Source organism: Thiohalophilus sp., assembly GCF_034522235.1.
Classification (GTDB): domain Bacteria; phylum Pseudomonadota; class Gammaproteobacteria; order UBA6429; family Thiohalophilaceae; genus Thiohalophilus.
Genome location: NZ_JAXHLN010000003.1, coordinates 2,250,238 through 2,264,008 on the forward strand (window position 1 = coordinate 2,250,238; position 13,771 = coordinate 2,264,008).

Annotated in this window: 12 protein-coding genes; 7 read left to right on the plus strand and 5 right to left on the minus strand. The window is 58.0% G+C overall.

The window, feature by feature from the left end:
- Positions 1–82: 82 nt before the first annotated feature.
- The 3 genes from U5J94_RS14015 to U5J94_RS14025 are packed head-to-tail and all read left to right on the plus strand — an operon-like array spanning position 83 to position 2,531.
- The gene (locus U5J94_RS14015; RefSeq protein ID WP_322566240.1) at positions 83–1,585 is read left to right on the plus strand and encodes a leucyl aminopeptidase; all 1,503 of its coding nucleotides are present in this window, start codon (positions 83–85) and stop codon (positions 1,583–1,585) included.
- Positions 1,585–2,025 (plus strand): DNA polymerase III subunit chi, encoded by a 441-nt coding sequence (locus tag U5J94_RS14020; protein WP_322566241.1) that lies wholly within the window; start codon positions 1,585–1,587, stop codon positions 2,023–2,025. Before U5J94_RS14015 ends, U5J94_RS14020 begins: the two co-directional genes overlap by 1 nt.
- Complete coding sequence (locus U5J94_RS14025; RefSeq protein WP_322566242.1) at positions 2,022–2,531, plus strand: hypothetical protein; 510 nt, start codon at positions 2,022–2,024, stop codon at positions 2,529–2,531. Before U5J94_RS14020 ends, U5J94_RS14025 begins: the two co-directional genes overlap by 4 nt.
- Before the next feature lie 82 nt (positions 2,532–2,613).
- Here U5J94_RS14025 and U5J94_RS14030 read toward each other — a convergent pair whose 3' ends face one another.
- Positions 2,614–4,143, minus strand: a complete 1,530-nt coding sequence (locus U5J94_RS14030) for an ArnT family glycosyltransferase (protein WP_322566243.1) — start codon at positions 4,141–4,143, stop codon at positions 2,614–2,616.
- Between the two features lie 124 nt (positions 4,144–4,267).
- Here U5J94_RS14030 and U5J94_RS14035 point away from each other — a divergent pair, with 124 nt between their 5' ends.
- Positions 4,268–7,084 carry a valine--tRNA ligase gene (locus U5J94_RS14035; protein WP_322566244.1) on the plus strand — a complete coding sequence of 939 codons (2,817 nt, stop codon included), beginning with the start codon at positions 4,268–4,270 and terminating at the stop codon, positions 7,082–7,084.
- An 83-nt stretch (positions 7,085–7,167) separates the two neighbouring features.
- On the opposite strand, the gene U5J94_RS14040 is transcribed toward U5J94_RS14035, so the two are convergent.
- On the minus strand, positions 7,168–7,368 hold the full coding sequence (locus tag U5J94_RS14040; protein WP_322566245.1) for a cold-shock protein: 201 nt from the start codon (positions 7,366–7,368) through the stop codon (positions 7,168–7,170).
- Positions 7,369–7,809: 441 nt separating this feature from the next.
- Here U5J94_RS14040 and U5J94_RS14045 point away from each other — a divergent pair, with 441 nt between their 5' ends.
- The 3 genes from U5J94_RS14045 to U5J94_RS14055 are packed head-to-tail and all read left to right on the plus strand — an operon-like array spanning position 7,810 to position 9,675.
- Positions 7,810–8,103, plus strand: a complete 294-nt coding sequence (locus U5J94_RS14045; protein WP_322566246.1) for a hypothetical protein — start codon at positions 7,810–7,812, stop codon at positions 8,101–8,103.
- Between the two features lie 13 nt (positions 8,104–8,116).
- Complete coding sequence (locus U5J94_RS14050) at positions 8,117–9,100, plus strand: XdhC family protein (protein WP_322566247.1); 984 nt, start codon at positions 8,117–8,119, stop codon at positions 9,098–9,100.
- Positions 9,097–9,675, plus strand: coding sequence for a nucleotidyltransferase family protein (locus U5J94_RS14055; RefSeq protein ID WP_322566248.1), 579 nt, complete (start codon positions 9,097–9,099; stop codon positions 9,673–9,675). The genes U5J94_RS14050 and U5J94_RS14055 overlap by 4 nt, the downstream gene beginning before the upstream one ends.
- Before the next feature lie 172 nt (positions 9,676–9,847).
- On the opposite strand, the gene U5J94_RS14060 is transcribed toward U5J94_RS14055, so the two are convergent.
- The 3 genes from U5J94_RS14060 to U5J94_RS14070 are packed head-to-tail and all read right to left on the minus strand — an operon-like array spanning position 9,848 to position 13,620.
- Positions 9,848–10,063: a DUF2970 domain-containing protein gene (locus U5J94_RS14060; RefSeq protein ID WP_322566249.1), complete on the minus strand. Its 216-nt coding sequence runs from the start codon at positions 10,061–10,063 to the stop codon at positions 9,848–9,850.
- A gap of 57 nt (positions 10,064–10,120) precedes the next feature.
- Complete coding sequence (locus U5J94_RS14065; protein ID WP_322566250.1) at positions 10,121–11,392, minus strand: MFS transporter; 1,272 nt, start codon at positions 11,390–11,392, stop codon at positions 10,121–10,123.
- Between the two features lie 59 nt (positions 11,393–11,451).
- Positions 11,452–13,620, minus strand: coding sequence for an AMP-binding protein (locus tag U5J94_RS14070; protein WP_322566251.1), 2,169 nt, complete (start codon positions 13,618–13,620; stop codon positions 11,452–11,454).
- Positions 13,621–13,771 lie beyond the last annotated feature (151 nt).

Genomic DNA, 13,771 nt, shown 5'->3' on the forward strand with positions numbered 1-13,771 from the left:
TTTTTTACCGGTTGGCCAGCAAGGCAGTAACGGGGTTACGATCCGTCAAATCCGTTCAAAGCAGGCAAAAACAGGAATCCGTATGAATATCACGCTCAAATCGACACCGGTCGAACAACAAGCCGGCAGTTGCCTCATCGTCGGCGTCTTTGACAAACGCCAGCCCGATCCTCACGCCAAATCGCTGGACAAGGCCAGTGGTGGCGAGATCAACCGTATTCTGAAACAGGGGGATATGGACGGCAAGGTCGGCCAGACGCTGATGCTGCACAAACTGCCGGGCATCAAGGCCGCCCGTGTCCTGCTGGTCGGTTGCGGCAAAGCGGATGAATTCGATGCCGCTCAGTACGCCAAAACGATCACCGCCGCCATCAAGGCGGCGCACGATTCCGGCGCCCGCGACGCCGCCTGCTATCTGACCGATCTGCCGGTCAAGGATCGCTCGCGCGCCTGGAATGTGCGCCGCGCGGCGGAGCTGGTCTACCAGACACTTTATCGCTACCACCAGACATTCAGCAAACCCGAGAAGCCCGATTACCCGCTAGGCAAACTGCAGCTGTGTGTAGAGGACAAGGCGCTCAAAGCGGCCCGCACCGGGCTGCAGATTGGCGAGGCCATCGGCAAGGGCGCCAACTTCACCCGCGACCTGGGGAATCTGCCCGGCAATATCTGCACGCCCACCTATCTGGCCAGCCAGACCAGCAAGCAGCTCAAAAGCTATAACAACATGAAAGTAAAGGTACTCAATCAAAAGGCCATTGAGGAGCTGAAGATGGGTGCCTTCCTGTCGGTGGCCAAAGGCAGCCGCCAGCCCCCCAAACTGATTGTCATGGAATATAACGGGGGTAAAAAAGGCGATAACCCGTATGTGCTGGTCGGCAAGGGCATCACCTTCGATACCGGTGGCATCTCCATCAAGCCGGCCGCCACCATGGACGAGATGAAATACGACATGGGCGGGGCCGCCGGGGTCATCGGGACCATGCAGGCCATTGGCGAACTGCAACCGCCGATCAATGTGGTGGCGATCGTGCCCAGCTGTGAAAACATGCCCGATGGCAACGCCAACAAGCCGGGCGACGTGGTCACCAGCATGTCGGGCCAGACCATCGAAATCCTGAACACCGACGCCGAAGGCCGACTGATCCTGTGCGACGCCCTCACCTACAGCGAGCGCTTCAAACCCAAAACCGTCATCGACACCGCCACATTGACCGGTGCCTGCATCATTGCCCTGGGCAACCACCCCTGCGGGCTACTGAGCAATGACCAGCCGCTGGCCGACGCCCTGCTTGCCGCCGGCCAGACCAGTCAGGATCGCGCCTGGCAATTGCCGTTGTGGGAGGAATACCAGGAGCAGCTCAAGAGCAACTTTGCCGACATGGCCAACATCGGCGGCCGCGAGGCCGGCACCATTACCGCCGCCTGCTTCCTCTCCCGTTTCACCAAAAAGTTCAAGTGGGCTCATCTGGACATCGCCGGCACCGCCTGGAAAAGCGGCAATGAGAAGGGCTCCACCGGTCGTCCGGTACCGCTGCTGACCCAGTACCTGCTTGACCAGTGCGGCAAGAAATACCAGCTCTGATGACCCGGGTCGATTTCTACATCGTCGAGGATAATCACGCTCAGGCCCGCCAGCGCCTGGCCTGTCGCCTGGCTGAAAAAGCCTACGCGATGAACCATACTATATATATACACGCCGACGACCGGCGGCAGGCCGAACAGCTCGATCAACTGCTGTGGACGTTTCGTGACGGCAGTTTCATCCCGCACAGCCTGCAGAGTGATAAAGTGGCGTCCCAGGCCGCCATTGTGATCGGCTATGACAATGAGCCGCAGGAGCACAATCAGGTGTTGATCAATCTTGGCGAAACGGTCCCATCCTTTTTCAGCCGCTTCGAACGGGTGGCCGAACTCATCGCCGGGGATGAACAGGCACGGCAGGCCGGACGGAAGCGTTTTCGGTTTTATCGTGACCGTGGTTATGAACTTAACACCCATAACCTTGATGACAAGACATCATGAGCAAACAGAACGACAAAAGCGACCCGGCCACAGAAGATAACCTGCTCAATGCGCTGGAGTCGATCAAGAGTCTGCTCGAACAGAGCGAGACCAAGCTCACTGCCGCGCGCGACAGTATCACACGTGCCAATGAACCCGGCGACTTGCAAAAGTCCCGTCGGCAAACCGGTAACGAGCCGGTCGTGCCGGTGCTGGAGGATATTATTGAGCCCGGCACCTATAAAGCGCCGGCCGAGCAGATGGAAATCCCGGAAATTACCGACGAAGCCGATATTGCAAACGACGGAACTTTCTCACCCAACAGTGAAGAACCTGCGACCATGAGCAATCCGACCCAAACCGACAGCGACACCATGCTGGAGTTTCTCGATCATCTGCAGGCAAGCCTGGAAAAAGAGGTCCGCAACACGCTGATGCGCACCGTGGTCAACATTGAAAAAGAGGTCAAAAAAACCATCGCCGAACAGCTGGACACCATTCGGGAACAAATCCGCAACAAGGAATGAAAAGATAATTTTAAATGTTGAGTTTTGAATGCTGAATTAAGTACCAACCCGCAATTCAAAATTTAAAATTCAACATTCAAAATTATTTAAAGCCGTAGCGTTCGTACATATAGCAACTGCCCACCGGCAGGTAATCGGGGATGCGGTAGTAGCGCTGAACGATATCGCTCAGGACTTCCTCGCGGTATTTCTGGTAATCAAACCCCTTGCCGACAAACAGGTGATAGTGCGTTTGTTCGATATGGAGCTGCTTGATTGTCGACTCGCGAAAATAGGGTCGATACGCTTCTTTTGAATGATGACTGAACACCAGGATATTCTTGCCATCAAAGCGGCGAAAATCGGTAATCTTGTCATCTTCCCGGCCATGATAGGAGCTGATACCGAATACCGGAATGTGTCGGCCCGAGTGATAGGCCAGCAGCGCCGACTCGCTGTAACTGTCTGTCATCAATACAAAATCCTCATATTCCGCCGCCGCTTCAAGGATTTGTGAGGTGCGCATACCCAACACCACATCGCGATAGGTATTCTCGCTGTAACCTTTGAAAACCCCCGGCGCCAATATCAGCAGCGCCCCCACCAATACCAGATGCAGGATCGTAAACGGCAACATGAAATAGAAGCATTTGCGCAGCTGCTGGGTGCTCAGAATCGGTGCCAGCGCCAGAAACAGAAACGGATAGAAACTCAACAGCCAGTGAAGCCCGATGGACTTCCAGAATGACAGCAGAAAGAACAGCCCGATGGGAATAAAAAACAGCCCGCCGAAGACGCTCTGGCGGCTGGTCAGACTCTCCCTGAACTCCCGCCACTGGCGTATCAGGTAATAGAGAATCGGCGGTGTCACCAGATAAACCAGCAAGACCAGATATTTGAGCGTCAGCTCCGGTGAGACTCCTGATCCGGCGGTGCGATTGACCAGGTTGAACAGGTAGTTGTTCCAGCAGTTGTTATAGTTCCACCACAGGTTCAGTCCGATAAACGGCAAGGTGCCGAGGATAATCAGCAGCAGACCAAGATAGGGTCGCAAGCCACGACGGGTATACAGCACGATATACAGGAAATAGGCAATACCCAGCAGCCCGGCAAAGAACTTGGAGAAAAACGCCGCGCCCAGGAACAGGCCACACAGCAGATACCACCAGAAATTATCGCGGCGCCGGGCAAAATAGAAACTGACGGCCGAGAGGAAGGACCAGAAAATCAGCGGTGTATCCGTGGTGGTCAACACACCCAGCACATTGACCGGTGCCACCAGATAGAGCACCGCCACCGCCACGGCGACCGCCTCATGAGTGCGCCGCAGCAACAGATAAATCGCCAGACCGATAAAGCTGGTGAGCAATATCTGCGGCAGACGCAGCCACAGTGGTGCATCGCTGACCGCCAACATGGCGGAGAGCAACCAGCCCACCATGGGCGGATGATCGTAATAGCCGTAATCGGGATAATTACCCCAGAGAATGAAATAGGCCTCATCCCCGGTCATTGGCAGGTAATGGGCCAGCACCAGCTTCGCCACCAGGGTCAGCAGCAGATACACCCACAGTCGCGTGTGCCAGAAGTGTAAATCGGGAGCCAGCACATTCATAACGGCGCAGTTTAGCATGGCCCGCAGCCCGCGGCGGAAATTTTGGGCTTTTCGGCCACCGCAGCATATGGCCGCACGGCGTGATTCGGTATAATGCCGGTTTTCCGGCCATCAACTCGCAAGCAACCGAATCGGATCTTTCGTGGACAAGACATATAACCCGCAAGCCATCGAACAACGCTGGTACGACACCTGGGAACAGAATGACTACTTCGCCCCCTCGGGCAGGGGTGAGCCTTTCTGCATCATGATCCCGCCGCCCAATGTCACCGGCAGTCTGCACATGGGTCACGCCTTTCAGGACACCATCATGGATGCCCTGACCCGTTACCATCGCATGCGGGGTGACAACACCCTGTGGCAGCCGGGCACCGACCACGCCGGCATCGCCACCCAGATGGTGGTCGAACGCATCGTCAACGCCGAAGGCCAGACCCGCCACGACGTCGGCCGCGAGAAGTTCATCGAGAAGATCTGGGAGTGGAAGGAAGAGTCCGGCGGCACCATTACTCGCCAGTTACGGCGCATGGGCGCATCTCCCGACTGGCGGCACGAACGTTTCACCATGGATGACGGCCTTTCCGACGCGGTCAAGGAGGTCTTTGTCCGCCTGTATGAAGAGGGACTGATCTATCGCGGCAAGCGGCTGGTCAACTGGGACCCGGTGCTGCACACCGCGGTCTCCGATCTCGAAGTGCTCTCCGGGGAAGAAAACGGCCAGCTGTGGCACATGCGTTATCCATTGAGCAACGGCACCGGCCACCTGATCGTCGCCACCACCCGTCCGGAGACGATGCTCGGTGACTGTGCGGTGGCCATCCACCCCGGCGATGAGCGCTACAAGCACCTGCTCGGCGAATTCGTCGAGTTGCCGTTGACCGGCCGGCGCATTCCGATCATCGCCGACGACTATGTCGATCCCGAATTCGGGACCGGTTGTGTCAAGATCACCGCAGCCCACGATTTCAACGACTACCAGGTCTGGCAACGCCATCGCGATGAAACACCCATCGCCGACCAACCGCATGGCGGGCTGATCAATATCTTCACCGACAGCGCCGCCGTGCGCGACAACCTGCCCGAGGAAGGTCAGCTGCTGCCGGCCGCCTACATCGGCCTGGATCGGTTCGAGGCGCGCAAACGGATCGTTGCCGATCTGGAGGCGCAGGACCTGCTGGAGCAGATCGAACCGCACAAGCTGATGGTGCCGCGCGGCGATCGCTCCGGCGCGGCCATCGAACCGTTTTTGACCGACCAGTGGTACGTCAAGGTCAAACCGCTGGCCGAGCCGGCCATCCAGGTCGTGGAAAGCGGTGCAATCAAGTTCGTCCCCGACAACTGGAAGAACACCTATTTCGAGTGGATGCGCAACATCGAAGACTGGTGCATCAGCCGCCAGATCTGGTGGGGCCATCGCATTCCGGCCTGGTACGACAAGGATGGCAATATTTATGTCGGTCGCGACGAACAGGAAGTGCGCGAACAGCACAAACTGCCGGCCGAGCTGGCCCTGCAACAGGACGAGGACGTGCTCGACACCTGGTTCAGTTCAGCCCTGTGGCCCTTCTCCACCCTGGGCTGGCCGCAGCAGAGCGAGCGCCTGAAGACCTTCTATCCCACCAGCGTGCTGGTCACCGGCTTTGACATCATCTTCTTCTGGGTGGCGCGCATGATCATGATGGGGCTCAAGTTCATGGACGATGTGCCGTTCCGTGAAATCTACATCCACGGTCTGGTGCGCGACGCCCACGGCCAGAAGATGTCCAAGTCCAAGGGCAACGTGCTCGATCCGATCGATCTCATCGACGGCATCGAACTGGAAACCCTGGTGGAAAAGCGCACCAAAGGCATGATGCAGCCACATCTGGCCGAGAAGATCGCCAAACAGACCCGCAAGGATTTCCCCGACGGCATTCCCGCCTTCGGCACCGACGCCCTGCGCTTCACCTTCGCCGCGCTCGCCTCCACCGGGCGGGACATCAACTTCGACATGGGGCGCATCGAAGGCTACCGCAACTTCTGCAACAAACTCTGGAACGCGGCCCGTTATGTGCTGATGAACACCGAGGATCAGGATTGCGGGCAGGACGGTGGCGAGATAGAGCTGTCCATCGCCGATAAGTGGATCATCAGTCGCCTGCAGGAGATCGAGCAGCAGATCAACAAGGCGATCGGCGAGTACCGTTTCGATCGTGCCGCCAACGCCCTGTACGAATTCACCTGGAATGAATACTGCGACTGGTATCTGGAGCTGTCCAAACCGGTACTGATGAGCGACGCCGCCAGTGAGGCGGCCAAACGCGGGACACGCCGCACCCTGGTGCGCGTGCTGGAAGCCGTGCTGCGCCTGGCTCACCCGATCATGCCCTACATCACCGAGGAAATCTGGCAACGCATCGCGCCGCTGGCCGCCAGCGAAGGCGAGACCATCATGATCCGGCCCTATCCCGAGGCGGACGACAGCAAGATCGATCATCCCGCGGTCGAGGAAATGGAGTGGGTCAAGCAATTCATCGTCGGCATTCGCCAGATCCGCAGCGGCATGGACATCAAGCCGGGCAAACCGCTGCCGGTGATCCTGCAGCACTACACTGACCAGGACAAAGCCCGCGTCGAACGCAATCATCATTACCTGCAAAACCTGGCCCGGATCGAATCCATCGACTGGCTGCCCGATGAGAAAGAGGCGCCGGAGTCGGCCACCACCCTGGTCGGTGAGATGCAGATCCTCATCCCCATGGCCGGATTGATCGACAAGGATGCCGAACTGGCACGCCTGAACAAGGAGATCGACAAGCTGGAAAGTGACGCCAAACGCGTCGAAGGCAAACTCGGCAACGCGAGTTTTGTCGACAAGGCGCCGGAGGTGGTGGTGCAAAAAGAGCGCGACAAGCTCCAGGATATCCAGAGCTCTTTGCAACAGCTCAAATCCCAGAAAGAGAAAATCGCCAAACTTTGATTAGCAGCCCTGTTTTCCACAGTCAAAAAAAAATGCCCCGCGATTTCTCGCGGGGCATTTTTAAGACAGCAGATGTTTAAGGCTTAGGCCTGGACATCTGTCGCTTGCGGGCCCTTCTGGCCGTTCTCGACGTTGAAAGTCACTGATTGACCTTCAGTCAGAGTACGGAAGCCTGATCCGGTGATAGCCGAAAAGTGAACAAATACGTCATTGCTTCCATCAGAAGGAGCGATAAAGCCGAAGCCCTTGGATTCGTTAAACCATTTAACGGTTCCTGTTGCCATGATAATTTACCTATTCAAAAGTTATTAATAAAAGTCCGATACACGTCTTGCGAGGTTTTCAACAGGTATTATCTTGGAAAGAAATACTGACAAGAACCAGAGAGATGTAGCGTGAGTGTATTATACACCGAAATTTAACCGGATATACTACACATTTTTACTATATTGAGCCAAAAATCAGCATTACAAGCCTCCAGACCACAAAATAGCAAAAAACACCGGTTTAATCCCTGCTCGAAAGCCTGCCCCGGACTTCAACGCCGGCACACCCTGCGCAGCCCGTCCTGATCCCTCAATACGGCTAATGGCTGGTCCGGTGTATCACAAACTCGCAACGTGTCGCGGATTTGTCACAAAGCGTATAGACGAGCCCGGTGTGACATCCCGAAAAGGCATGCTAGGCTAATAGGACTTCATACAATGAAGATAAGGAGTCTCCCCTTGGTCACACTTTTCGCTAATGGCGACACCCACTCTCTCAATGTCGATGCCGACATGCCGTTGCTCTGGGCACTGCACGATGCACCGGGTCTGATCGGCACCCAATACGGTTGCGCCATCGCGGTCTGTGGCCCCTCCTCCGTGCTGGACAAGTCGATCACCCCCATCGAAAAAGTCAGCTCACCGGTCGCCGAGGCGGTGCAGAGTGTCAGGGAGAAACACGACGTGGTGCCGGGTAGCGATGGCCAGTCCAACCCGGCGCGTCAACGGCGGCCATGGACACTGTCCGCCTGAGGAAGAAACAGCCATGGAAACCTGGGGAACCGACCGTGAAGTCATCCAGACCGCCCACCAGTGGCTGCAAGAAGGCCATGCGCTGGTACTGGTGACCGTATTGAAAACCTGGGGCTCCTCGCCCCGCCCGCCCGGCTCGCTGCTGGTGATGCGCCCGGACGGCGTGCATGCCGGCTCGGTCTCCGGCGGTTGCGTGGAAGAGGACCTGCTGGCCCGCTATCGGCAGAATGAGTTGAGCGAGCTGCCCGTTCGACTCGATTACGGGGTCGATCGCCAGGAGGCGACCCGCTTCGGCCTGCCCTGCGGCGGGCGGCTGGAGCTGTTGCTGGAACCGTTAAACGATCCGGATCAGCTGCAGCCGTTGCTGAGTGCCATGGAACAGGCCGAGCTGATGGCGCGTCGGGTGGATCTGGCCAGCGGCGAAGTCACCCTGGCGCCGGCCAGCGCCGATCAGGAATTCAGTTACACCGAGGACGCGGTGAGCAAGGTCTTTGGACCGCAATGGCAGATGCTGCTGATCGGCGCCGGCCATTTGTCACACTATGTCTCGCAACTGGCCCTGATGCTCGACTACCGGGTGATCGTCTGCGATCCGCGCGAGGAGTATGCCGCCGGCTGGCAGGTTCCCGGCACCCGGCTGATCGGCATGATGCCCGACGAGGCGGTCGACGAATACGCCGAGCATGAGCGCAGCATCGTGCTGGCCCTCACCCACGATCCCAGGCTGGACGACATGGCCCTGCTCGATGCACTCAGCTCCAACGCCTTTTATATCGGCGCCATCGGCTCGCAGCGCAACTGCGACGCCCGCCGCCGGCGCCTGCGGGAACTGGGGCTGAGCAAGACGCAGATCCGCCGCCTGCACGCCCCGGTCGGACTGGACATCGGCAGTCACACCCCGCCGGAGATCGCCGTGGCCATCCTCGCCGAGATCACCGCCTTGCGTAATGCCGCCACCGCGGTCGTGCGCAACCCGGATGCGGTCAGCGTGGCATGAGCCCCGTGACCGGGATCCTGCTGGCCGCCGGCCTCAGCCGGCGCTTTGGCAGCAACAAACTGCTGCAGCCCCTCCCCGATCAGATCCCCATGGTGGTGCAGGCCGCGCGCAAACTCAAAGCCGTGTTACCCGAAAGCGTGGCCGTGATCGGCCCCGATGATCCGCGCACCGCGGAATTATTAAGCAAAGAAGGCCTGCAGATTGTGATCAACCCGCAGCCCGAAGCCGGCATGGGCCGCAGCCTGGCCTGCGCCATCCGCGCCAGCCATGACGCCCCGGGCTGGTTGATCACCCTCGCCGACATGCCCTGGATCGACAAACAAACGATCCGCACGGTCGCCACGGCCGTGCAACAACCCCGGGATATCGTTGCCCCCCTCTACGGCGATCGCCGCGGCCATCCGGTCGGCTTCGGCAGCGCCTATGTCCGGGATCTGTTGGCCCTGGACGGGGACAACGGCGCCCGTTCCATTCTCAACGCCAACCGGCAACATCTGACGCTGATTCCGGTCAACGATCCGGGTGTATTGCGGGATGTGGATTACCCGGAGGACATATCGAGTGCTGAGTGCTGAGTGCTGAGTGCTGAGTGCTGAGTGCTGAGTGCTGAGTACTAAGTACTAAGAGCCGGGCACAAAATTAATTTTTAATTGACCACAAGCTATCATTTAGCCAGTTTGTCAGGGAGCGCTATGCGCACCCTGACCTACCCGACTTGGTAATAAGTACTCAGAACTCGGCACTGATTTACACTCCGGCCATCGACAGCACCAGATTGACAATGCCGATGATTATGGCGATAAAGATCACTACCCCGACAATACCCAGGGTGATGTACTGCCAGGGTTTGCCATGGGTAAAGTCCCGCTCATAATGACTGCTTTTCTGTACGCCGAGAAACCCCGCCATGACGCTCTTGGCAACATCCCATAAACTCGGGGCCTGGTTATTATCCTTATCCACTACAACACCTGCCTTCTTTGACTATTCTGGATTCGAAGTCTGATTATATCATCCATTTCATAACTGCCGCGCCATGCGCTCGCCTTCCTTGACGTTGACCAGTAGTAACAGTCCGCCGCCAATCATGAATAACACCGTGATCGAAAGAATCGCCAGACGCGAGCTGTCGGTCAATACGGCGACCGACCCCATCATCACCGGGCCGATCACGGCGGCGAACTTGCCCATCATGTTGTAAAAGCCGAAAAACTCGCCGGATTTCTCTGGCGGGATGATACGCGCGTACAATGATCGGCTCAGTGACTGCACGCCCCCCTGCACCAGACCGATCACCACGGCCAGCAGATAGAACTCATACACCTCTTGCATGAAATAGGCCCAGGTGGTCACGAGAAAATAGACACACAAAGCAATCAGAATCCCTGCCTTGGCGCCGATCTTCTGTCCCAGTATGCCAAACAACAAGGCGGCGGGGAAACCGACGAACTGGGTGATCAGCAGTGCGACGATCAGATCGTTACTGTCAAAGCCGATCGACATGCCGTAATCGACCGCCATGCGCACCACGGTATCGACCCCGTCGATATAGAGCCAGTAGGCTACCAGGAACAGGGACACCACTTTCAGTCGGCGAATTTCGGCAAAGGTATTGCGCAATTGCCGAAAGCCGCCGCGCACCGCCTTAAACACCGGCAACCGCAACCCTTCATCGGCCGGCACGTTGAATGCCAGCGGCAGGGTAAAGAGTGCCCACCAGATGGCCACGGTAATAAAGGCAAAGCGCACCGCCTCGCTGGTATCGGCAAAACCGAACCAGGCCGGATAGAGTGTCATCAGCACATCCAGGCTAAACAACAATCCGCCGCCGAGATACCCCAGGGAAAAACCGTAACCGGAGACCAGGTCATAATGCTCCGGGCGGGTGACCTTGACGATCAGTGCATCGTAGAAGATCACGCTGCCCATAAAGCCGATCACACCCAGCGCATACAGGACGGCCGCCGCCAGCCAGGCGCCTTTTTCCACGCCGTACAGTGCCGCGGTCATGATCATGCCAAGCGCGGCAAACGACAATAACAGCCGCTTGCGGGCCTGACCGGCATCGGCGATGGCGCCGAGAATCGGTGCCAGCAGGACAATCACGATACCGGCGGCGGAGTTGGCCACTCCCAGGTGAAAAGTACTGGTGGTCGCCGCCTGTCCGGCACTCCAGTACTGTTTGAAAAAGACCGGAAACAGTCCCGCCAGCATGACCGTGGCAAAGGCCGAATTGGCCCAGTCATACAATGCCCAGGAAAGAACCTTTTTCTCGGTAAGCAGCTTCCACATGCCGGTCTCGTTGTGCGTTTGTTGTTATTCCCGCAGGGCTCATACCCTGCGGGTATCGATCAGGCCGCTGGCGATTGACCGTATTGCTGTTGCAATTGCCGATAATCGATCTTGCCGCTGCCCAGTTGCGGCAGCTTCGTCACAGAGACCAGCCTCTGCGGCACACCGGCCTCGGGGATACCCTGCTCGCGCGCGGTATCCAGCAGCTCATCGCGTTGCGGCCGTGACTGTGTGGTAACCAGTACCAGTTGTTCGCCGCCACGGTCATCGCTCACGCTGATGATGGCATGAGTCGCCCGCGGCCAGACACGGCTGACAAACTCTTCCATCTGCGCCAGTGACACCGTCCCGCCGTCGATCCGGGCAAAACGCCGGGCCCGGCCAATGATGGTCAAAAACCCGCGCTCATTCATAGTTACGATATCGCCGGTATCATACCAGCCCGGTCCGGCGGCGGTGGCTGGCGGCTGAACCGTTGTGGGCTGGTCGGGTTGCAGATAGCCGCGCATCACGTTGGGCCCTTTCACCCACAGGCGTTCGCCGACTTCCACTCCCGGTTCGGCCACCAGCCGGTATTCCATGCCCGGGAGCAGTCGACCGACCGTGCCGGGGCGATTTTCCATTGCGGTATTGATGGCAATCATTGAGCTGGTCTCTGTCGTACCGTAACCTTCGAAAATGCGCACCCCGAACCGTTCGCTCCAGATCCGGCGGGTTGTCGCCTGCAGTTTTTCCGCGCCGGCAAACACATACCGAACACTGTAAAAATCATAGGGATGGGCGAAACGGGCATAGCCGGCCAGAAACGTGTCGGTACCGAACAGGATGGTGGCATTGATGTCGTAGGCGATCTCCGGAACGATGCGATAGTGCAACGGGTTGGGATAGAAAAAGACCCGCACTCCGGATATCACCGGCAATATTGTGCCACAAGTCAGGCCGAAAGCATGGAACATGGGCATGGTATTGAGTACCACATCCCGCGAGCTGAAATCGGTGCGGCTGACCAGCTGCGAACAGTTGGCCAGCAGATTGGCGTGCGACAGCACCACGCCTTTGGACTCGGCTTCGGAGCCGGGGGTAAACAGCAGCACCGCCGGATCGTCCGGCCCGGCCTCGCCGGCACGACCGCGATACCCCAGCCGCGGAAACCAGGCCGCGAACATGCCGCGCAGTTTATGGTGCCAGCGAAGCGCACTGACGACCTCTTCGAGGTAAATCACCTTCACTTCCCGACCCAGTTCAGTGAGCAGCTCATGCAGACGGACATAATCGGCAAACTGGCGCGAGGTATAGATCGTGTTGATGCGCCCGATGCGACAGGCCTCGAGCAGGTTTTTCACCCCGTCGGAATAATTGAGCAGCGCCGGCACCCGGTGATAGATCTGCAGTGCAAACAGGGTGATCAGCGTCGCGGTGGTGTTGGGTAACAAAATACCGACGTTCTCGCCTCGCCGGGTACGGGCAGCAAGGGCGTCTGCCAGGATAAAACTGCGCCGGATCAGCTGACGATAGTTAATCGGCACCCGCTCGAAGTCCTCGGCGATCTTGTGCCGGCCGCCGTGAATGCGCTGCGCATCCAGTAATGCCTCGAAAATCGTGCAACGATAATGGCTGGTGGCGAACATCATCTCGGTCATAATGTCGGTCAGCTGCTCGCCGGCGTAGATCCGTCGCGCGCGCCCACGCACCTCGGCCGGCGCCCTGATCTTGCGCGGTGGCAAAACGGTCAGGGTAATGCGCGGGAACCAGCGCACCCGGATCCGCTTGCGCAGGCGGGAGAACGGCGAATACTGGGCACCATCGATGCGTACCGGCAATACATCGGCATCGACCTTGTCCGCCACCAGCCCCGGGCCGTGATAGATCTTCATCAACGCCCCGGTCACGGTGATCCGTCCTTCGGGAAACAGCACCACGCTGTGGTCGTCCTGCATATAGCGAATCAGCGATTTGAGGGAAAACGGACTGGTCGGGTCCATCACAAACAGCGTCACCAGCGGCTTGAACGGACGTATGAACCATTGATTGACCATGCGGGTATGGATGGCAAAACTCAACTCCCGCGGCAGAAACACCGTCAGCAAAAGACCGTCGAGAAAGGAGGTATGGTTGGCTATCAGCAGGGTGCGCGGACCGGCCTGCTGCAGGTTTTCCAGTCCCTGCACCTCGACCCGATAGAGCAATCTGAGTAAGGTGCGGAAAACGATCTTGAGTAGCGTTAACATTCGCTATTGATACCGGGTCACTGCCCGGTTTGTAAAGGGCTTTACGTACTGTCTTTTAACCGGCAGTTGAAAAACGTTAGCGAGGCCGCCGATGCAAGACAAAAATGGCCGAAAAAGCGGCGTTTATAGACAATAAATGAGCATTTTGAGG